Genomic DNA, 21282 nt, shown 5'->3' with positions numbered 1-21282 from the left:
GGCTGATCCGCCAGCGCGAAACGGCGGGCGCGCACTTGCCGATCATCGCGATCACGGCGCGTTCCGGCGGCGATGAAGAAGAGCGTGCGCGGGCGGCGGGAATGGATGGTTTCCTGCGTAAGCCGCTGACGGGCGAGCAGCTGGCCGAGGCGCTGGCGACGGTGGTGGTGGCCGAGCGGCACGTCGAGCCGGCGGCGTATCCGTGAGCTTTCCAGGTTGGAGCCCTTCTCCCTCCGGCGACCCGAAGGTAGTCCCCGTGGGAGAGCACGCGGGGAGCGCACATGGATGTGCGCGGCTCTGAGGAGCGAGGAAGGTGGCGGCAGCCGGATGAGGGTGCGGACGGAGCGGTGCACATCACCCTTGCGCTCCGCCCGTACCCTCACCCCAACCCCTCTCCCGAAGGGAGAGGGGCTCCAATTACATATCGTGCTTGGCGACCTCGATGCCCAGCCGCTTGTACTCCCCCCAGCGCGTGCGCGAACCCTCGCGCTCGGCGGGCTCCGCGGCGACCACTTCCAGCACCCGTTCGTAGCGGCCGGCCGGGCAGGTCTCGCGCAGGTTGATCAGCATCGGGCGGTCCGGCGTTTCCACGCCCGGCGGCACGATCAGCACGGCGGTGTTGTCGTCGTCTTCGTCGCCGGCGATCTGGTGCGGAATCCAGGCGTCCTCGTCGAAGTCCCACAGCAGCTGGTCGATCGCCTCGGCCTGCTCGAAATCGCGGGCGAGCACCAGGGTGGGCTGCTGCGCCGCATAGGCGCGCCTGGCCAGCTCGCACACCAGCAGCAGGGGCTGTTCGCGGAAGCGCGGCTTGTCGATCAGGTAGAAGTCGGCGCGGGGCATGGGCTTTGCCTGGGAATAGAGAATCGGGAATAGGGAATAGGAAGAGCAGGTTGCGCGAGCCTTGGAGGCTTTGCGATTCCCTATTCTCTATTCCCGACTCCCCGCGCGTTCACGCGCCCGCGCCGGAGGCGCGGTCGATCAGCCACTGCGCCAGCAGCGGTACCGGGCGGCCGGTGGCCATGCCCTTGCGGCCTTCGTCCCAGGCGGTGCCGGCGATATCCAGGTGGGCCCAGCGCTGGCCCTCGGTGAAGCGGGCCAGGAAGCAGCCGGCGGTGATCGCGCCGGCGTTCTTGCCGCCGATGTTGGCGACGTCGGCGAAGCCCGAATCCAGCTGTACCTGGTAGTCGTCCCACAGCGGCAGGCGCCAGGCGCGGTCCAGCGAGGCTTCGCCGGCGGCGAGCAGCTCGGCGGCCAGGTCGTCGTGCTTGCTCATCAGGCCGCTGGCGTGCTTGCCCAGCGCGACCACGCAGGCGCCGGTGAGCGTCGCCGCGTCGATCAGCACCTTGGGCTGGAAGGTCTGCGCGGTGTAGGTCAGCGCATCGCACAGGATCAGGCGGCCTTCCGCATCGGTGTTGAGCACTTCGATGGTGAGGCCGGAAAGGCTGGTGAGCACGTCGCTGGGACGGTAGGCGTCGCCGTCGGGCATGTTCTCCACCGCCGGCACCACGCAGGCGAGGTTCACCGGCAGGCCCATCTTCACCGTGGCGACGAAGGCGCCGAGCACGCCGGCCGCGCCGCCCATGTCGTACTTCATTTCTTCCATGCCGGCGCCGGGCTTGAGGCTGATGCCGCCGGTGTCGAAGGTGATGCCCTTGCCGACGAAGGCGTAGGGCTTGTCGCCCTCGGTGCCGCCCTTGTATTCCAGCACCACCAGCTTGGGCTTGTTGGCCGAGCCGCGGCCCACCGCAAGCAGGGAGCCGAAGCTGAGCCGTTCCATTTCCTCGTGATCGAGCACGCGGCACTCGACCTGGTCATGCGCCGCGGCGAAGGCCTGCGCCTGCCCGGCGATATAGGCGGGGTTGCAGATGTTCGGCGGCAGGTTGGCCAGCTCGCGGGCGAAGCGCACGCCTTCCGCGATGGCGGCGGCCTGGTCCAGGCCGGCCTGGCCGTCGTCGCCGCCGGCGAAGGCCAGCGCGCCCAGTTCCGGCTGCGCGCTCTTCTCGCGCGGCTTGAAGGTGGCGGTGTAGCGGTAGGCGGCATGGTCGGCGGCCAGCGCGGCGGTGCGCACGCGCCAGGCGGCGTCGCGGCCGGGCACCTCGACTTCGGTCAGGCAGGACACCGCCGCGTCGATCGGCAGCCGGCCGAGGGCCCGGGTGGCTTCCAGGCAGATCTTCTGGAAACGCGCGCCGTCGAAGGATTTCTGGCTGCCCAGGCCCACCACCAGCACGCGCCTGGCGGTGACGCCTTCCGGGGCGAACAGCAGGTTGATGCTGCCGGCCTTGCCGCTGATGTCGCCGCTCTCGACCTGGCGCTTGATCGCCCCCTGGGCGGCGGTGTCCACGCGGGCGGCCGCACTGCTGAACACGCCGTTCTCGTAGACGCCGACCACCACGCAGGGGGTGTCGACGGTTTCGGGAGCGACGGGGCCGAGGCTGAACTGGAGCGTCATCGATAAGATCCTGCGGAGGTCCTGCCGAAGCGGCGGACAGGCTAGACTTGGGGTTTGCCGGGCCCGAGCGGGGCGAGGCACGGAGCTTTTCACTTTACCTCATGCTGAGCATCCTCGACCGATACTTCCTGCGCGAACTGGCCCAGACGGTCGCCGCCGTGGCCACCGTGCTGCTGGTCATCATGGCCGGCTCGGCGTTCGCTCGCGTGCTGCAGCAGGTGGCCAACGGCAGCTTCCCCGCCAGCGTGATGTTCCAGGTGCTGGGCCTGAACATGCTCGACGGCCTGTCGAACCTGCTGCCGCTGGCCGGGTTCCTGGGCGTGTTCTGGGCGCTGGGACGGATGTACCGCGAGAGCGAGATGCACGTGCTGGCGTCCTCCGGCATGGGACCGACCGGCCTGCTGCGCCCGGTCGGCATCCTGGCGCTGGGGCTGGCGGTGCTGTCGGGCATCATGTCGATGTGGCTCGGGCCCTGGGCGGCGCGCACTTCCGACGCGCTGGTGGCCAATGCCAACCGTTCGGTGATCGCCGCCGGCCTCGACGCCGGCCGCTTCACCACGCTGCCCGGCAAGGGCGGCATCATTTTCGTCGACAGCCTCAGCCGCGACGGCAGCGTGCTGGGCAACACCCTGATGGTCACCGAGCGTCCCGGCAAGGAGAACGGTCCGCCGGTGCTCAAGCTGGTCACCGGCAAGAGCGGCCAGCTGTATCAGGACACCAGCGGCGACGGCCGTTATCTCTCGCTGCACGACGGTTGGCAGTACGAGCTGCCGCTGGGCGCCGACAACTGGCGCAAGATGAGCTACGCGCGCAACGACGCCTCGCTGTCCAACGTGCAGAACGACGACAGCGACGAGGATCCCGCGCATACGCTGGACACCATCGCGCTGTCGCGCGTCACCAATGCCGACGCGCGCGCCGAGCTGGCCTGGCGCGTCACCGTGCCGTTGATGGCGGTGGTGCTGATGATGCTGTCGCTGCCGATGTCCAAGCAGACCCCGCGCGAGCCGCGCTACGGGCGCATGCTGCTGGCGGTGGCGGCGTTCTTCCTCTACTTCAACCTGCTGGCGCTGTGCCGCGGCCAGATCATCAAGGGCCACTGGCATAACGCCGGGCCGATGTGGCTGGTCAGCCTGCTGGTGTTCGCCGGCGCCGCGTGGATGTTCCGCAACCAGTACGTGGCGCGCGCCCCGCGCAAGGGTAAAGCCTGATGGCCGTGTCGCTCCGCCTCAAGCGCGTCGACTGGCTGATCGGCACCACGGTGCTGGGCTCGCTGCTCACCGTATGGCTGCTGCTGACCGGCCTCGACGCCGTGCTGCAGCTGCTGCGCCAGCTCGGCGCGGTGGGCAAGAACGGCTACACGCTCACCAACGCGGTGGTGTACGTGCTGGTCACCTTCCCTCGCCGCATGTACGAGATGTTCGGCCACTCCGCGCTGATCGGCGGCCTGCTCGCGCTGGGCGGCCTGGCTGCCAGCGGCGAGCTGACCGCGCTGCGCGCGGCGGGCATGTCCAAGCTGCGCATCGGCGTGTCGGCGGTGGGCGTGGTCACGTTGATGATCATCGGCGTGGTCATCCTGGGCGAGACCGCGGCGCCGTGGGGCGATCGCCAGGCGCAGGCGATGCAGCTGCGCATGAAGTCGAGCAATCTCGGCATGGCCGGCAATACCGGCCTGTGGGCGCGCGACGGCGACCGCGTGATCAACGCCAAGGCGGCGATGGCCAAGCAGACCGGCGAGCGCAGCACGGTGCAGCTGGCCGACGTGCGCGTGTTCACGCTGAGCAAGGACGGACAGCTCACCCGCTTCGACTGGGCCAAGACGGCCGAGCACGATGGCCGCCACTGGGTGATGAGCGACGTGCGCAGCACCACCTTGGACGACGCCGGCACGCATAGCCGGGTGAGCCCCAGGGAGCAGTGGGATTCGAGCCTCAATCCGCAGGTGCTGGAGCAGTCGGTGATCCAGCCGCAGTATCTGCCGATGCGCGATCTGCGGCGGAATATCCGGTACCTCGAAGCCAATAACCAGAACCCCGGCGTCTACGCGGTGGCGTTCTGGACGCGTGCGCTGTATCCGCTGAATGTGCTGGTGCTGGTGTTGTGTGCAATGCCGTTTGCGTTTGGCACCTTGCGTTCCGGTGGCCTGGGCAAGCGCATGTTCATCGGCATCCTGCTGGCGATCGGCTGGTACTTCCTGCAGAAGGCTATGGTGAATTTCGGTACGGTGTATGGCGTGCCGCCGATGCTGGCGAATCTGTTGCCGGCGGTGATTCTGGCGGTGGCCGCCTGGCTTTATTTTCGCAAGCACGGATAGCCGCCCGCACCACAGGGAAGGCTGGACCGGAAAGTCCACGCGCTATTCGTCTCGGTGGCCTTCGTTGCCGTCACGACGTTTAACCCATGTCATGCTTGCCTGCGAGGCAGCGGATCTTGCCTCTGATCCGGATACAGCTGTTCGATTCCGAGCGGCACGGTCAGCGTTTCGGAATCCATCGATGCCCAGGCGACGCGGAGGCGCCGTGCGCATCATTGCATCGGTATTGCGCCGGATCGGTCCATTGAGGCACGCCTTTAGGCTAGTCCGACATCGGAATCGGAACGATCGCTCTGTGCCTCTTCGCTACGCTTTTGAACGGATGTGGCCTTGCGATCGCGCAGAAACCTCCGTCCGATAGGTAGTTTCGACGTCCACGCATGCAGATAAGAGGCGGCTATCGATGTCAGGCATTTTTCTGGTCGAGGACGACGATCGCCTGTCCGAGCTGATGCGCGACTATCTGACCGGCCATGGCTACCCTGTGACTGTTCAGCGGGATGGCGCCAGGGCCGTGGAAACGTTGCAGCACATCGATCCTGCGGTGGTTCTGCTGGACCTGCAGCTGCCCGGAAGGGACGGCTTCGAGGTATGCAAGGAGATTCGCGCGCATTACCGCGGCGTCATCATGATGCTCACCGCCCGGACCGACGATATCGACCAGGTGCTTGGCCTCGAACTGGGTGCCGACGATTACATCGCCAAGCCTGTACAGCCGCGGGTGCTGCTTGCGCGGATACGCGCGCACCTCAGGCGCAAAACCGTCGAGCCATGCGCGGGAGCGCTCTGTTTCGGGGAATTCAGGATCGAGCGCGCCGCACGTGAGGTCGTATGTCAGGGACGCACGATTGAAATGACCACCGCGGAATTCGATCTGCTCTGGTGTCTGGCCAAAAAGGGCGGGGAGGTGCTGAGCCGGGACGCTCTGATGCGAGACCTTCGCGGCATCGAGTTCGACGGCCTGGACCGCTCGATCGATGCGCGCATCTGCCGCCTTCGGCGCAAGCTCGGTACCGACGATGAAGGGCAGGAGTACATCAAGACAGTGCGCGGCAAAGGCTACCTGTTCTGTCGAAAGAACGGCCTGCCATCGGCATGAAGTGGGGTGGGCTTCGGGCTTCGTTGTTGCCGGTGCGCTATTTCGCGGGTGCTGCACTGTTCTATGTGCTGCTCCTGATGATGCTCGGCGGACTGTTCGGGTGGCTCGAGGCGACCGAGTGGGCCGAGGCCTCCGCTCGCTATGAGCGAGCGAAAATGCAAGGGCTCTACCGCCTTATCGAGCAGCGCTATCTGGTCACGCCAAGGCAGGACTGGGAGGCATTGACCAAGGCCATGAAAAGCGATTTTGCCTATCCGTTCCGGCTGATCGACCATGAGCAGGCGCGGAAAGAATTGCCGGACGCAGAGCACGCCTCCCTGGCGGAGGGGCTGATTGTCCTCGACGCGGAAAGAGTGAACAGCTACAAGGCGATCTCAGGTACGCCAATGGTCGTAGCGCTGAATCCTTATGCGATGAGCGTCTATGGAGAAGACGAATCGAATGCGCTGCTGGAAGAGATCGCCCCCTGGCTGATCATCGCCATGGGCCTCGCCCTGCCGTTCTATGTGCTGGTCTATCGGCTCTGGCGCGATATCCATCTTCTGTATGGCGTGGCATCGCGATTGGGTGCGGGCGATCTATCCACCCGTGCGGACAAGCTGAGTAACCGCCTGATCGTGCCCCTGGGGCATATCTTCAATCGCATGGCCGATGACATCCAGCGCCTGCTGGAGGCCCAGCACCTGCTGGCCCAGGCGGTGGTGCACGAGATACGTACGCCGCTCGCGCGCATGCGTTTCGGGCTTGATCTGATGGATGGCGCCGGCGACGCGGCATCGCGAAACAGCTATCGGGCGAGCATCGAGGCTGATATCGATAGCCTGGATCGACTTGCGGAAGACAGCATGGCGTATGCGCGCGTCGATCGCTGCGGGAGCGTGAACAGGGGTTACGTGGATGCCCGCCGGTTCATCGATACCTGCAGAGCGGAGCTCGCTTCCGGCGGAAAGGCGACGGTGACCTTTGCGGATCCGGACATTGCCGGCTTCCGGGCGGATGCGGAGCTGGTGAAGCTGGCCCTTCGCAACCTGATCGGGAATGCGCGGCGCTATGCGTCGGATCGGATCGAAGTCAGCCTGTGTCGCGTCGATGAGGCGATATTGTTCGTTGTCGAAGATGATGGTCCCGGTGTGCCGGCTGGGTTGCGTGGACGCATCTATGAACCGTTCGTGCAGGTGCGCAACGGTGGCGGCAATTGCGGCCTTGGGCTGGCGCTGGTCCGCGTCGTTGCGGAAAAGCATGGCGGCTGGTGCGACGTAGGCGATTCAAAGCTGGGTGGTGCGCTGTTCCGCCTGGCCCTGTCGGCGTGAGCGATTCGCGGATGAACGACGCGTTGTTTCGTGTTGCCTTCAGGCAGCGCAGTCCGGTTACTTGCTGTTACGAACGAAAAGCATGGCGTTGCCTTAAGGCCATCAAAAGCCTACTGAGAGGGCCTGCTCGTTCCGACAGCATGGCGGTGCGGGAATAGTCCCGCCCTCTGGAGTAGTCCGCCCATGAAATTCAAGAGTACAGCCTTTGTCGCAGCGGCGGTGTTCGCTGCCGCCTCGCCATGCGTCACCCAGGCGGCGGAACAGTCGAGCCGGAAGGAACGTCATGGGGCCTATCTTTTCGGCGACATCGGCTCGGCCAGCGTCCAGGCCGCCGCGCTGCAGGCACGCGTGCCAGGCGGCAAGGCGCTCAAGAAATCGACATCCTCGGCATTGGGATATGGCTTTGGCGTGGGCTATCGCTTCGGCGACCACTTCGCGCTGGAAGGAGGCTACCGCGGCATGTCGGGCGCCAATGTGCCGATGCTTCCCGCCGCTGACGGGCGAGCGCAGGGCAGAAAATTTCGCACGAACGGTCTGCAGATAAGTGCGCTCGGCATCATTCCGCTCGGCCAGCACTTCGAGCTGTATGGCAGGGCCAGCCTTGCATACATGCAGAACAAGTTCGGGCCGATCCCGCGCCAGGCCCAGCCGCCGAAAGCAGGGGCGCGTCGCGGCCGGTCCTCGAGCAATCTCAGCGATAGTATGGGGATCGTCACGTTTGGCCTGGGAGCCCAGTATCATGTGAACGATAAACTGGCGATTCGCGGCGAGATCGGCGGTCTCTCGGCGGCGGGCAAGAAGATCGAGCGGGCTGCCGGCGGTAGAAAGCTATGCGTCGGTCAGGCAACGCTCGGCCTGGTGTATCGCCTGGATTAACTGCGTAGTTCGGACGGGATGTGTTGCAAGCGGATCCGGGTGCATGCGCCGCGTGGCCTGGACCCCTTCTTTTACCAGCCGACTCTGATCCAGCACCAGGATCAGGTCGGCATTGCGCACGGTGGACAGGCAGTGTGCGATATCGCCCGCGCGATCGGCGGGTGCTGGCGCTCGCCGCCGGACAACGAGCGCCCGCGCTGCGCCACCATCATCTCGTAGCGTTCCGGCTTGCGCGCGATGAACGCCGCTGTTTCGGCTGCGACTACGGCAACCTCGATTTCAGGGTGATCGGTGCCGGTCTTGCTCACGCGCAGATTGTCGAGGACCGGGCGATGGAACACGCCGGGATCCCGGTACGCCACGCCAATATTCCAGCGCAGCGATTCCAGTACAGCAAGTTACGAAAACAGGCTATGCGCTCACTAAGGGAACACCAAATCTGCACTGACGGGTAGGGCGGATATCACCAGCATGGCTGAAGGCGATCGTCGCCGATCAAGGAATTTGCCATGACACCCATGCATGTTGCTCTTGCCGCCATTTCGCTGGGATTCGCCGCAGCCGCTCGTGTCGCCGCAGCGGCCAGCCCGGTAAGTCCGGAACAGCGCCACGGCGCATATGTCTTCGCCGCGGTGAAGAAGGTCAATGTCTATGCCGCAGCGGCCTGGGACGGGCTCCGCCACGGTCAGGCCCAGCATAAATCGAAAAGCTCGGGGGCCGGCTACGGGATCGGCCTGGGTTATCGATTCGGTGATCATTTCGCCGTGGAAGCGGGCTATGGCGGAATGACTCGCGGCGCGAACGTGTCCGCGCTGCGGGCTGGCGGCGGTCAGGTGGTCAATGCCAAGTTTCAGAAGGTCGGCGTGCAGTTGAGTGCACTGGGCATCATGCCATTGGGGAACCGCTTCGAGCTGTATGGCAAAGTCAGCCTCGGATACATGCAAGACAGGCTTGGGCCGGTTCGTGACGGTGTGCGTCACAACGCTGAAGCGCGCAATCGTGCCATCCGTACCGGCCGCCCGGTGCGGGTCCAACGATACTCGCGCGATGTCAGCGAAAGCGGCATGGAGCTATCGATTGGCCTCGGGGCTCAGTGGTACCTCAATAAGCAGCTGGCCATTCGCGGCGAGATCAGCAACCTGTCGGCCATGGGCAAGAAGATCGAACGCACCGCCGTCGGCAGGAAGCTGCGAACCAGCCAGATGTCGCTAGGCCTGCTCTATCACTTCGATTGACAGCCGAACCTGCTGCGGTACGAGCCATGGATTGCGCAGAGCTCCGCAGGGGTCGGCGCTATATGGCCTCTTCCGCGTCCGCGGCGAATTTGCCCTCTTCGGCCAGTCGGGCAAACAAGCCCCCGCGCCGGATCAATTCGGCGAATCGGCCCTGTTCCACCAGCCGGCCCTGATCCAGCACCAGGATCAGATCGGCATTGCGCACCGTGGAAAGGCGATGGGCGATCACGAACGTCGTTCGCCCTCGCGTCAGCGCATCCAGCGCCCGCTGGATGCGCGCCTCGGTGGTGTTGTCCAAGGCGCTGGTCGCTTCATCCAGCACCAGGATCGGCGCGTTCTTCAGCATCGCTCGCGCAATCGCCAGCCGCTGCCGCTCGCCGCCGGACAGCGAACGCCCGCGCTCGGCGACCATGGTCTCGTAGCCTTCGGGCTTGTGCGCAATAAACGCCGCCGCTTCGGCCGCCACCACGGCAGCCTCGATCTCCGCCTGATCCGCATCCGGCTTGCCTACGCGCAGGTTGTCGAGAATGGAGCGGTAGAACATGCCCGGATCCTGGAACACCACGCCCACATTCCAGCGCAGCGATTCCAGCGTGATGTCGCGGATATCGTGACCGTCAATGCTGATGCGGCCGGCGCTCGGATCGTAGGCGCGATACAACAGGCTGAGCGCGGTGGTCTTGCCTGCGCCGGTCGGGCCGACCAGCGCAACCGTGCTGCCGGGCTCGGCGCGGAAGCTGAGGTCGTGTAAGGCCGGCTGCACCGGGTCGTAGCCGAAGCTGACATGCTCGAACGCCACTTCGCCGCGCACCGCCGGAAGATCCTTGGCGCCGACGGTGTCGACAATGGCGGGGCGCTCGTCGAGCACTGCGAAGAAATCGCGCAATGACTGACTCTGGAAGAACAGCCCTGAAATAAAGTTCGCCAGCTGCTCCAGCCGCCCGATCAGCATCATCGAAAAGCCCACGAAGCTGACGATGCCGCCCACCGTCACCTCGCCGCGCGCATGCAGCGCACTGCCCAGCGCGAAGATTGCCACGATGGTCAGCGTGCTTGCCGCGCGGTTGAGCACGGACAGGATGGCCCAGCCGCGCAGCACGGGATATTGCGCATCCAGCACGCGGCGCATCATGTCCTTGAGCGCGGCGGATTCGGCGGCCAGGCGGGTGAAGCTCTGCACCACGGTGACGTTGCCGAACACATCGCCCGCGCGCGTGGCGATCTGGTGATGCAGTTCCTCCACCTCGCCCTGCGCGCGGTGCGTGCGGCGCACCGCCACCGCGTTGAAGGTGGCGAAGCTCAGCATCAGCGCGACCATCAGCAGGGCCAGCTTCCAGTTCATCCACAGCGCCAGCGGAATCATCACCACGATGGCCAGCAGGGTCGCCAGCTGTTCGCGGAAGAAGCCCAGCCACAGGCCGAACAGGTTACCCACGCCGTTGTTCATGATGCGCGCGAGGCGGCCGGTGTGATGCTCGCTGTGGAAGCCCAGCGACAGCGCCGCCGCGTGCTCGAAGAACAATGCGATGGCCGCCAGCCGGCGCCGGTGAGCGAGACGGTCCGCATGCAGCGACACCCACACGCCGGCCAGCACGCCGCCGAAACCCACGGCCGCCCACCAGGCGATCAGCCGCGGCGCCCCGGCGGAGGCGGGCGCGGCCAGCGCATCCACCACGCGGCCGAACAGCACCGGCTCCAGGAAGAACACGCCGGCCAGGGCCAGGTTGGCGAGCCCCAGGGTGATCGCCAGGTTGCGTTCCGGCGCCAGCAGGCCGAGCACGCGCAGGTAGAGGCGCAGGAACGACAAGGCGACGGCTTCCCGTAAGGCGCGGTATCGCGTGGCGCGTAGCATCGCATGGCGCGGCGCATGGCTGGAATTCGGCCACATCGGTTAGAGCGGGTGGTAGTCGCTGCAACTTTTGAGCTGGGAGCTTTCTCACGGCGGGAGCATGCGCGGCGCTGAGAGCGAGGAAGGTGGTGGCACCCTCACCTCACCCCCCCTCTCCCGGAGGGAGAGGGGCTCAACGGGCGGTGCTTACAAACGCTTCCCTGTTCCTCGATCTTCAAATTGGAACCTTCTCCCTTCGGGAGAAGGTGGCGGCAGCCGGATGAGGGTGCGGGTGGAGCAGTGCACATCACTTCCGCGCTCCGGCCGTACCCTAACCCCCCACCCCTTTCTCCCACGGGGATTGCCTTCAGGTCGCTGGAAAGACAGGGGCTCGCCCGCGGCTTCATCCGCCCATATCGCGCGCTGTGACAGACACATCACCGCCACGTCACAAAGCCCTTCTAACCTGCCTCACTTTCGCCACCCGTTTTGGGCGGCTTTTCTGGGGGCGGGCCTCAAATCCGCCGGACAAAGGGAAGGAACCACATGAACGTCAGTCCGCGTGCGCGGCTGTTGCCGCTTGTCATCGCTTCGCTGCTGGCCGGCCAGGCCTATGCGCAGAACACTTCCTCCTCGCTGAGCGGCCGCGCGCTCGATGCCGCGGGCCAGCCCGTGGCCGGCGCCCGCGTGCAGATCGTGCACGTGCCCTCCGGCACTACCCAGGCGGTCAGCACCGACGCCGATGGCCGCTACAAGGTGCAGGGCCTGCGGGTGGGCGGTCCGTTCGACGTCACCGTGAGCAAGGACGGCCTCGCTTCCGGCGAGAAGGACGGCGTCTACCTGCAGCTGGCGCAGGAGACCACGCTGGACCTTAGCCTCGGCGCGGCTTCCGCCAATGCCACCAACCTGCAGGGCGTGCAGGTCAGCGCCGACAGCGCCAGCGTCGCCATGGCGCAGATCTTCCAGCCCGATGCCAAGGGCATCAGCACCAATGTCTCGCAGCGCGAGCTGAAGGTGCTGCCGATCCCCAACCGCTCGATCCAGGACATCGCGCGGATGGACCCGATGATCACGGTGACCAACAAGAGCAAGGGCGAGATCTCCGCGCTCGGCCAGAACAGCCGCTACAACAACATCAGCATCGATGCGGTGCCGACCAACGACTCGTTCGGCCTGGAAGACAACGGCCTGCCGGCGCTCAACCAGCCGGTGGCGCTGGATGCGATCGAGGAATACAACATCTCCACCGCCAACTACGACGTGGCCAACAAGCGCGCGGTGGGCGCGGCGATCAACATCGTCACCAAGAGCGGCACCAACGATTTCCACGGCTCGGCCTATTACGCCTACCGCAACGCCGACGGCTGGGTAGGCAAGGACCGCGCCGGCAACCAGTTCACCGGCTACAAGCGCCAGTGGACCGGCGGCGCCACCTTCGGTGGCCCGATCATCAAGGACAAGTTGTTCTTCTTCGCCAACGTCGAGGAATCCAAGACGATTGCCGCCGCACCGAACTTCGGTCCGCTCGGTTCGGGCAAGGGCAATATCGTGCCGATCGCGCAGTCGGATATCGACCGCATCACCCAGATCGCCGGCCAGCGCGGCATGAAGCCCGGTGTGGTCAACGCCGCCGGCGCCGACCAGGACGAGAAGCGCGCGCTGTTCAAGCTGGACTGGAACATCGCCGACGGCCATCGCGTGAGCTTCCGCTTCGACCGCGTGAAGAGCACCCAGCCCAACCTCAACGGTTACAGCACCTCGTCCACCACGCCGAGCCTCAGCCTTTCCAGCTACTGGTTCACCAAGCACCGCCAGAGCAAGCAGTACGTGCTCAACGCGTACGACGCGTGGACCGACAGCTTCTCCACCGAGGCGGCGGTGTCGTACACCACTTATGACGCCACGCCGGTGCCGTTCGCGCAGCAGCCGCAGGTGCGCGTGTTCACCAACGGCAACATCAGCGGCAGCACCATCACCGGCCCCAGCGTATACCTGGGCGAGGAAGAGTTCCGCCACTACAACATCCTCAACATCAAGAGCCTCAACACTTTCTTCGCCGGCACCTGGGCGCTGGGCGACCACAGCGTGAAGGTGGGCTTCGACTTCCAGCGCGACAAGTTCTACAACCTGTTCGGCCGCACCGAATTCGGCGCCTATACCTTCCCGAGCATCGATGCCTTCGCCGCCGGCAACTGGTTCCAGTACACCGTGTTCCGTCCGACCGACGGCGACCTGCAGAGCATCGCCGCGCGCTGGACGCTCAACCAGTGGGGCTTCTTCGCGCAGGACACCTGGCAGATCGGCAACCTGTCGCTGCAATACGGCTTCCGCTACGACCTGCCCAAGGTCGGCAGCACGCCGCTGGCCAATCCGGTCTTCAATGCGGCCTATCCGGGCACGCCGAACAACGCCAGCTTCGACGGCAACGGCCTGTTCGAGCCGCGCATCTCCTTCAACTACAGCTTCGACGGCGAGCGCGCGATGCAGTTGCGCGGCGGCGTAGGCCTGTCCGAAGGCGCACCTCCGGGCGTGTGGCTGTCCAATCCGTACACCAACAACGGCGTGTCGCTGACCAGCTACTCGGCGTCCAATGGCGTCGGCTTCTCGGCCGATCCGAACAACCCGCTGATCCCGGCCGGTGCGCGCAAGGGCGGTTCGCCGGAAATGGACGTGACCGATGCGCGCTTCCGCATGCCGTCGGTGTGGAAGGCCAGCCTGGGCTTCGATCGCCAGCTGCCGTGGTGGAACACCGTGTTCACTGCCGAGGTGGAGCACCTGTCCACGCGCGATGGCGTGTACTTCCAGGACCTCAACCTGGGTCGCGCCAACGGGGCGTTGCCGGACGGTCGCCTGAGCTACTGGAATACCACCGACCCGAACGCCTTCCTGGTCACCGGCAAGAGTCCGACCGGCCAGTCGCTGTGCGCCACGGCGGATCGCAGCTGCGCGGTGGCGCGTGCCAACCGCGACCAGCGCTTCGGCAACGTCATTTATCTCAGCAATACCCGCAACGGCTCGGCCGATTACCTGACGCTCAAGCTCAGCCGCCCATTCACCGCCGACTCCGACTGGTCCGCTTCGCTGGGCGTGGTGTTCGGCCGCTCCACCGACGTCAGCTCCGGCAACGAGAAAGTGGCCGCCAGCACCTGGGCCAATGACGCCGTGTATCAGCCGAATGCGGACCGGGCCAGCCACAGCAATTTCGAGATCGCGCGCCGCGTGATCGCCTCGCTGACCTGGCAGCACCGTTTCTTCGGCGACTACGCCACCAGCATCAGCGCGTTCTACGACGGCCACACCGGACAGCCGTACAGCTGGGTGTTCGGCAACGACGTCAGCGGCATCAAGCCCGCCGGCCTGTCGGCACCGCCGGGGCTGATCTACATCCCGCGTGCGGGCGAGGTGCAATTCCAGAAGGGCACGCCGCAGCAGGCGATCGACCAGTTCTACGCCTTCATCCAGCGCGACGACTATCTGCGCGAGCACCAGGGCAAGGTCGCCGGCCGCAACGGTGCCCACTCGCCGTGGGTGAACGAGCTGGACCTGGCCTTCCGCCAGGAAATCCCCGGCCTGTTGAAGGGCAACAAGGGCGAGCTGCGGCTGGATCTGTTTAATGTGCTGAACATGGTCAACAAGCGTTGGGGTCAGGTGCGCGACGTGGGCTACCCGTACATGCGCAGCCTTGCCAACTTCGCCGGTGTCGATCCGGCGACCGGCAAGTATGTGTATGCGCTGCCGACCGACAAGAACGGCAACTTCAATAGCGGCGGTTATGTGCTGGAGGACGATCGTGCGCAGTCGCGCTGGTCGGTGCAGGCGACGTTGCGCTACACGTTCTGATCGATTCGCCAGGCTCACCGCGTAGGTTGGGGTGAGCCGCAGGCGAACCCCAACAGGTGCCACGCAATATCCGGCGTCCGGTTGGGGTTCGCTTGCGCTCACCCCAACCTGCGTCGCGTTGATTGATCGTCAGAGCTTGATATAGACCTTGCGTTTATCCAGTGTGTGGACGACCAGCCACCACAGGCAGAGGAAAGCCAGCGCGTACGCCAGCGAGGTGACGCGCGGATCGATGCTCCATGCTGTGGCCCACGCGTTCAGTGCGGCCGCCTGTGCCTCTGGCGTAAGCACGAGCGGCAACAGCGTCTGCATGGTTTCCGCGCCCGCGTAAGCTGCGACGGCATTGACGCCGAAGCGGCGGCCGAGTGGCGGCCAGTTGCGCTGGTCAACCAAGGTGTGGAACAGCCATAGCGCCAGCATCGCCAGCCCTGCGGTCCACAGCGCGAACGAGGAAGTCCACAGGTTCTTGTTGAAGGGCAGTGCGTACGACCACGCCCACGCCAATGCGGCGAGCGCGAAGCCAACCGCGATAAGAGGCCGAGTTTGTCCCGCCCGCAGCGTGTGGCCCGCCCACAGGCCAACCAGGCAGGTGGCGAGCGAGGGCAGGGTGCTGAGCAGGCCTTCCGGGTCGTGGCCGCGGCCGGTGGCGGCGTCGAACTGGTAGGTGCCGTGGCCGAACACGAAGGTGTCGAAGCGGTCGGGGATATTGGCGAAGGGTTCCAGGGTGCCGCCGGCCAGCAGCAGTGCCCAATAGCCGATGGCGAGCGTGGCGATGGCGGCCCACCAGCTGCGCGGTCCCGTGTACAGCGCAAATACGCTGACCGCCGCGAAACACAGGCCGATACGTTGCAGTACGCCTGGGATGCGCAGGTGGTTGTCCGGCGAGACCAGGATATCCAGCAGGTGGATTGCCAGACCCAGGGCGATGATGCGCGCGGCGCGTATCAGTGCCGTGCGCAGCAACTGTCCGCGCGCCGCGCCCTGCGCGAGCTTCGGCTCGAACGCCAATGCGGTGGATACGCCGACGATAAACAGGAAGAACGGGAAGATCAGGTCGGTCGGCGTGCAGCCATGCCATGCCGCGTGGGCCAGCGGCGCATAGACATGGCTTTCGTCGCCGGGATCGTTGACCAGCAGCATGGCGGCGACCATGCAGCCGCGCAGGGCGTCGACCGAGGCCAGGCGCGAGCTCATGGCTGGCCGCCGCTCTTGGCCGCGGCCTTGTCCAGCTGCACGCTGCCTATGCCGTAGTAGGGGGCTGCCGGCGCGCCGGTGATGATCAGGCATAGCGCGTGCGAACCTGCGGCGCTTAGCGGCGCCTCCAGCGCGAAATGCGCGGGCGAGGTGGCCGGATCGGGCAGGGGAAGTACGGCAAGCGGCTTGCCGTCGCAGCGATCCATACGCAGTTCCAGTTCGCCGTGCGCCGTCGCGGCCTGGCGCGCCACGATCAGATGGGCATCGTGCGCCAGCGCCACATTGCGCGGCAGGCGCGCCAGCTCGATCGCTGCCGAACGCATGCCATCGGCGGCCAGCGCCGGGGTGATGCGGCAGCTGTCGAAGTTGTTGATCACATAGACCGGCTGCAGCGAGGTGGCGTCGGGCGCGGGCTGCGCGCGCATCTCATCGATGTCCTTGGCGGGACAGGCGGTGATCTCGCTGCCTTCGGCACGGCGCAGCGTGGCGTCGTTGAGCGCACGTTCGCGGGTGGCGGTGAGTTGCAAGCTGTCAGAGAAGGCCGTCGCTTTGATGGTGGTGGGCAGCGGCACTACGAAATCGCCCTGGTATTCCATCGACGCTGTCGTGGGTTCGCTGCCGTCCAGCGTGTAGCGGATTACGCCGCTGCCGACCTGATTGGCCAGATGCACCTTCGCCTTGCCATCGCGCAGTGCTTGTGCACGATCGACCTGGATATCCACCGCATACGCACTGTCGCCATACGCGATCTTCTCCAGGCGATAGCGTGCGAGCTGCTCCGGCAGGCGCCGCAGAAAGTCCTGCCAGTCGTGCCGTGCCGCGGGTGTCCATGCGTTCTCCGCCAGCGCATCCAGGCGCGGGAAGATCGCATGCTGCAGATGCGCCGCGGTGGGCATGTGCTCGCTCCACACATTGGCCTGGGCACCAAGCACGCGCGCGGCCTGGCTGGCCGGCAGGCCAGGCGGAACGATAGGGAAGGTGTACACGCTCTTGAGCGTCTGCACCGGCAGGCGCCCGGCGGTTTCGTCGGCGCGCGCGCTCTGCACGTAATCGAAGTACAGGTAGGGATCCGGCGCGACAACCACGTCGTGTCCCGCAGCCGTCGCCTTGGCGATACCCTTGGTGCCGCGCCACGACATCACCGCCGCATCGCCCGGCACGCCGCCTTCAAGAATCTCGTCCCAGCCGATCAGGCGCCGACCATGCTGATCCAGGTAGCGGCCAAGGCGGCTCATCAGCCAGCCCTGCAACTGCTCCGGGTTGCTCAGGCCCAGCGCCTTCATGCGCTCGCGTATCGCCGGCGAAGCCTCCCACTGATCCTTGATCGCTTCGTCGCCGCCGAGATGGATATAGCGCGAGGGAAACAGCGCCATCACCTCGTCGAGCACGTTCTCCAGGAAATGCAAGGTGGGCTCGTCGACGTTGTAGAGATAGGGATTGATGCCCCAGTCCGCGGAAACGGCGGGGCGCTGCCCTGTCACGCCATATTCGGGATACGAGGCCACCGCGGCCTGCGCGTGCCCCGGCATGTCCAACTCCGGCACCACGGTGATATGGCGCTCGGCGGCATAGGCCACGATATGGCGGATATCGTCCTGTGAATAGAAGCCGCCATAGCGCGCGGGTTCGCCATCCTTGCCCATACCCGGCGGCGTGCGCCATGCACCGATACGGGTCAGCTCCGGATAGCGCTTGATCTCGATGCGCCAGCCCTGGTCATCGCTGAGATGCCAGTGCAGCACGTTGAGCTTGTGCAGCGCCATCTGGTCGAGGATGGCTTCCAGCTCGGCCACGCTTTGCATATGCCGCGCCGAATCGATCATCAGGCCGCGCCAGGCGAAGCGCGGCCAGTCGGCGATGCGGGCAGCGGGCAGGGCGGTCATCTGGCGGTCGCCGGTCGGCAGCAGCAGCTGGGCCAGGCTCATCGCGCCGTTGAACAGGCCGGCTTCGTCGCGCGCTGTAAGCGTGGCGCCGCTCTCCGTCACGTCGAGCACGTAGCCCTCGCGCTGGGCCACGGCCGCCTTGGCATCCAGGCGGATCGCGATAAAGCTGTTTTCCGTGGCCGCCCGTCCCCGCGTCGCCGATCCATCGACGACGGCCAGGGACGGGCCACCATATCGCGCCAGCGTTTGCTTCAGGACCCGGGCGACGCGGAGAGAAGGCGCGTCGTCTGGGTCGACGTGCAGCATCGCCACGGGGCCGATGGCCAGCTGGCCGTCGCGTACTTCCACCGTTGAGGGTCGGGGAATCAGCGACGGTTCGCTGCCCTGGGCAAACGCCAGGCACGAACCGGAAAGCAGGATGCCGAAGCAGAGCGTGCGTATGGTCATGGGCGGCTCAGAACTTGAAATGCGCGTTGAGCATGTAGCGGCGTCCGGTGGTGTAGGTGTTGAGCGGCTCGCGCTTGGTGTCCTGGTACTGGAAGTATTTCTCGTCCAGCAGGTTCATCGCGTCCAGCGTCACCGAGAAGTTCGGATTGAACGTCCAGCCGAAGCTGGCGTCCAGCTCGGTATAGGCATCGACCGTGGCCGGGGCCGCTCCGGCGATGAAGCCGCCGGCCAGGTATTTGCTGCGCCAGCCGTAGATCAGCCGCGCCGACAGCGGCCCCTTCTCGTAGTAGGGGCTGAGGTTGACCGCGTTGTCCGAGCTGTACGGCAGCGCTTCGCCCGCGCTGTTGCGAGCATGGGTGTAGGTGTAGTTCGCCGACAGGCCGAAGCCGCTGCTGCCGAACGGCTGCTGGTAGTTCAGGGTGAAGCCGCGGATCTTGCCGGCGCCGGCGTTGTAGGGGCGGATCACGGTGTAGTCGCAGAAGCCGGAGACATCGCAATTGCCGAGCTGGCCGTTGACATATTTCTGTACGAAATTGTCGTGGTCGCTGTCGTTGAAGCTGTTGTACTGGCGCTCGATCTTGGCGACCTGGTCGATGTAGTTGAGCACGTGCTTGTAGAACACCGACGCCGCCAGCACCGACTGCGTATCGAAATACCACTCGGCCGAGGCATTGAAGTTGTAGGACTTGTACGGTTGCAGACCGCTGTTGCCACCCGTGCCATTGAGGATGTCGTCGTTGAGGAAGGTGTTGGGCACCAGCTGGTTGTACGGCGCCCACGAGATCACCTTGGCCGCGGAGAAGCGCAGCACCACATCGTGCTGGGTGTCGTAGGCCAGGTTGAAGGTTGGCAGCCAGTCGTTATAGGTCGCCTTCGAGGTGCGGTGCCAATCGCCGGGGACCGGGTATACCGGCGCGCCGACCGCCTGGATGTACGTGCCATCGATCTTGGTATGCACATAGCGCACGCCGAAGTTGCCGCGCAGCGAGTCGAAGGAAAAGTTGCCCTGGGCGTAGAGCGCTTCGGCTTCCTGGCGCACGCCCCAGGTGCCGTTGATGTAGTTGGCGGCGCTGACGTCGGAGTAGTCGATCGGGCTGTGGTCGATCCAGGATAGCTCCGCGCCTTTGCTGGTCTGCACGTGGCGGCGCTGGTCGGCCGAGAAGCCGGAGAAGGCGCTGCTGTTGAGGAAGTCCGTGTAGCTGACGCTGCCGACGTCGGCCAGCGAGCCGTTGGTGATGCCCTGGGCGTAGGAGCGGTAGTCCGAGCCTTCGTTATGACGCGTATAGCGTGCGCCGATCAGCAGCTGGTTCACTGCGCCGTCGAAGTCCTTGCTGAAATCCAGCTGGCCATAGACGTCGCGCGAGGACAGCGGATTGCGCAGCAGGCTGTCGCTGCCGTCCGGCGCGATCCAGTTGGCCGGATCGCGCGCCGCCGACGGGTCGTCGAAATGGATGCCGCGCTTGATGTCCCAGGCATAGGCGCCGCCGTAGAGGAAGCCCAGGTAGTACTCCTGCAAGGTGTTGCTGGCCTTGCTGGCCCCGGCCTGGCCGCTGAGATTCCAGCCGTCGCCGCGATAGCTGCCCTGCAGGTCCAGGCCCTTGGTGGTGACGATGGATTTGCGCGCGAAGGAATCGAGGTAGATGGTCGGCGCACAGTTGACCGGATCGTTGCCGCAGACGTGGCCGCCGCGGACCACGCCTTGCTGGGCCGGGGTCTGCAGGCCGTCGAGGTTCTGTTCCGGACCCTGGAAGTACAGCGATTGCTCGAAGTTGCTGAAGTTCTCGCGCACGTACAGCGCGCTGGCGCGGAACTCCAGGCGATCGGTCGGCTTGTACTGCACGGTGGCGGTGACGGTGTCGCGCTTGCGGTGCTGCTGGAACCAGGCGGCGTTGAGCGAATCGGGCATCAGGTCGCTGCCCTGGACCTTGCCGTTGGCGAGCAGGTCCGCCACATAGGGGCTGACCTGCGCGGCGTCGCTCATCGATTCGTAGTTGAAGATCTCGGTGCCCTGGCGATCGGTCTGCTCTTCGTAGTGCGAGAGCGAGACCAGTGCGCCGAAGGTCGACGACGGGTTCTTCCAGCTGTACAGCACCGAGGCGTTCGGGCGGCCTTTGTCGGCCTGGTCGCCGTAGTTGTAGCCGAGCGTACCGGTGACCGTGTTCGCCTTGAGGTCCAGCGGCTCGCGCGTATGCATGACCACGGTGCCGCCGATGCTGCCCTCGGGCAGGCGCGCTTCAGGCGACTTGTAGATCTCCAGGCGGCCAAGCACTTCCGGCGCCAGCAGGGTGTAGTCGAAGCCGCGGTTGGGCTGTTCGCCGACCAGCCACGGCGTCTGCGCCACCGGGTGGCCGTCGAGGAAGGTGAGGTTGAGGCTTGGGTCGGTGCCGTCGATGCTGACGCGCTCGCCCTGGCCGAAGCGGCGGTCGATGGTGACGCCGGGAATCTGCGCCATCGCCTCGGCCACGTTGGTGCTGGGGAACTTGCCGATGTCCTCGGCGGTGATTGCATCGACGATGGCATCGGCATCGCGCTTGGTGTCCAGCGACCTGGCCATGCTGGCGCGGATGCCGGTGACGGTGACGCCGGCCAGGTCCTTGACGTTCTTCTGGTCGGCAGGCGTTTGCCGGGACGCGGCGGCGCCCGTGTTGTCCTGCGCGCTGGCAGGCAGGGCGAGGCAGAGCAGGCTGGCGGCGATGGCCACCGTCAAAACAGACATCCGGTACGGCATGACAGGTTCTCCCCAACGGTCGTGCGTGTGCGGTGGCGGACGATGGCGGCGCGCGCGGCTCCCCCCGGTGCGCGTGGTC

15 protein-coding genes are annotated in these 21282 nt (G+C 65.8%); 8 read left to right on the top strand and 7 right to left on the bottom strand.

Annotation, left to right across the window (positions count from 1 at the left end):
• On the top strand, positions 1 to 206 hold a 206-nt coding region (locus BM172_RS17300; RefSeq protein WP_177218835.1), incomplete at its 5' end, for a response regulator.
• Between the two features lie 211 nt (positions 207 to 417).
• Here the strand turns inward: BM172_RS17300 and BM172_RS17295 are convergent.
• Positions 418 to 840 (bottom strand): DNA polymerase III subunit chi, encoded by a 423-nt coding sequence (locus BM172_RS17295; protein WP_026635619.1) that lies wholly within the window; start codon positions 838 to 840, stop codon positions 418 to 420.
• A 109-nt stretch (positions 841 to 949) separates the two neighbouring features.
• Complete coding sequence (locus tag BM172_RS17290; protein WP_026635620.1) at positions 950 to 2449, bottom strand: leucyl aminopeptidase; 1500 nt, start codon at positions 2447 to 2449, stop codon at positions 950 to 952.
• A 101-nt stretch (positions 2450 to 2550) separates the two neighbouring features.
• On the opposite strand from BM172_RS17290, the gene lptF reads away from it, so the two are divergent.
• From lptF to BM172_RS17265, 5 genes are all read left to right on the top strand, one after another.
• Positions 2551 to 3660 carry an LPS export ABC transporter permease LptF gene (gene lptF / locus BM172_RS17285; protein WP_026635621.1) on the top strand — a complete coding sequence of 370 codons (1110 nt, stop codon included), beginning with the start codon at positions 2551 to 2553 and terminating at the stop codon, positions 3658 to 3660.
• The gene (gene lptG, locus BM172_RS17280) at positions 3660 to 4763 is read left to right on the top strand and encodes an LPS export ABC transporter permease LptG (protein WP_026635622.1); all 1104 of its coding nucleotides are present in this window, start codon (positions 3660 to 3662) and stop codon (positions 4761 to 4763) included. The genes lptF and lptG overlap by 1 nt, the downstream gene beginning before the upstream one ends.
• Before the next feature lie 403 nt (positions 4764 to 5166).
• Entirely contained in the window at positions 5167 to 5862 is a 696-nt protein-coding gene (locus tag BM172_RS17275; protein WP_026635623.1) for a response regulator, read from the top strand.
• Between the two features lie 32 nt (positions 5863 to 5894).
• The gene (locus BM172_RS17270; protein ID WP_231504212.1) at positions 5895 to 7172 is read left to right on the top strand and encodes an ATP-binding protein; all 1278 of its coding nucleotides are present in this window, start codon (positions 5895 to 5897) and stop codon (positions 7170 to 7172) included.
• A 183-nt stretch (positions 7173 to 7355) separates the two neighbouring features.
• Positions 7356 to 8048, top strand: a complete 693-nt coding sequence (locus BM172_RS17265) for an outer membrane beta-barrel protein (RefSeq protein ID WP_026635625.1) — start codon at positions 7356 to 7358, stop codon at positions 8046 to 8048.
• A gap of 101 nt (positions 8049 to 8149) precedes the next feature.
• Here BM172_RS17265 and BM172_RS17260 read toward each other — a convergent pair whose 3' ends face one another.
• On the bottom strand, positions 8150 to 8389 hold the full coding sequence (locus tag BM172_RS17260; protein WP_155964715.1) for a hypothetical protein: 240 nt from the start codon (positions 8387 to 8389) through the stop codon (positions 8150 to 8152).
• Positions 8390 to 8557: 168 nt separating this feature from the next.
• On the opposite strand from BM172_RS17260, the gene BM172_RS17255 reads away from it, so the two are divergent.
• Entirely contained in the window at positions 8558 to 9283 is a 726-nt protein-coding gene (locus BM172_RS17255; protein WP_026635627.1) for an outer membrane beta-barrel protein, read from the top strand.
• Between the two features lie 58 nt (positions 9284 to 9341).
• Here the strand turns inward: BM172_RS17255 and BM172_RS17250 are convergent, their stop codons facing one another.
• Positions 9342 to 11090, bottom strand: a complete 1749-nt coding sequence (locus tag BM172_RS17250) for a glucan ABC transporter ATP-binding protein/ permease (RefSeq protein WP_026635628.1) — start codon at positions 11088 to 11090, stop codon at positions 9342 to 9344.
• Positions 11091 to 11657: 567 nt separating this feature from the next.
• On the opposite strand from BM172_RS17250, the gene BM172_RS17245 reads away from it, so the two are divergent.
• On the top strand, positions 11658 to 14951 hold the full coding sequence (locus BM172_RS17245; protein WP_026635629.1) for a TonB-dependent receptor: 3294 nt from the start codon (positions 11658 to 11660) through the stop codon (positions 14949 to 14951).
• A gap of 129 nt (positions 14952 to 15080) precedes the next feature.
• Here the strand turns inward: BM172_RS17245 and BM172_RS17240 are convergent, their stop codons facing one another.
• Genes BM172_RS17240 through BM172_RS17230 form a run of 3 tightly spaced genes read right to left on the bottom strand, consistent with a single transcriptional unit; the run spans position 15081 to position 21203 of the window.
• A complete protein-coding gene (locus BM172_RS17240) occupies positions 15081 to 16145 on the bottom strand; it encodes an acyltransferase family protein (protein ID WP_026635630.1) in 1065 nt (354 codons plus the stop codon).
• On the bottom strand, positions 16142 to 18475 hold the full coding sequence (locus BM172_RS17235) for a family 20 glycosylhydrolase (RefSeq protein ID WP_051548770.1): 2334 nt from the start codon (positions 18473 to 18475) through the stop codon (positions 16142 to 16144). Before BM172_RS17235 ends, BM172_RS17240 begins: the two co-directional genes overlap by 4 nt.
• A gap of 7 nt (positions 18476 to 18482) precedes the next feature.
• A complete protein-coding gene (locus tag BM172_RS17230) occupies positions 18483 to 21203 on the bottom strand; it encodes a TonB-dependent receptor (protein ID WP_026635631.1) in 2721 nt (906 codons plus the stop codon).
• Between the last annotated feature and the right edge of the window lie 79 nt (positions 21204 to 21282).

Origin of the sequence: Dyella marensis (genome assembly GCF_900112865.1) — a bacterium.
GTDB lineage: Bacteria > Pseudomonadota > Gammaproteobacteria > Xanthomonadales > Rhodanobacteraceae > Dyella_D > Dyella_D marensis_A.
The sequence above is the reverse complement of the archived record's forward strand: the minus strand, read 5'-3'. Positions and strand labels throughout refer to the sequence as shown.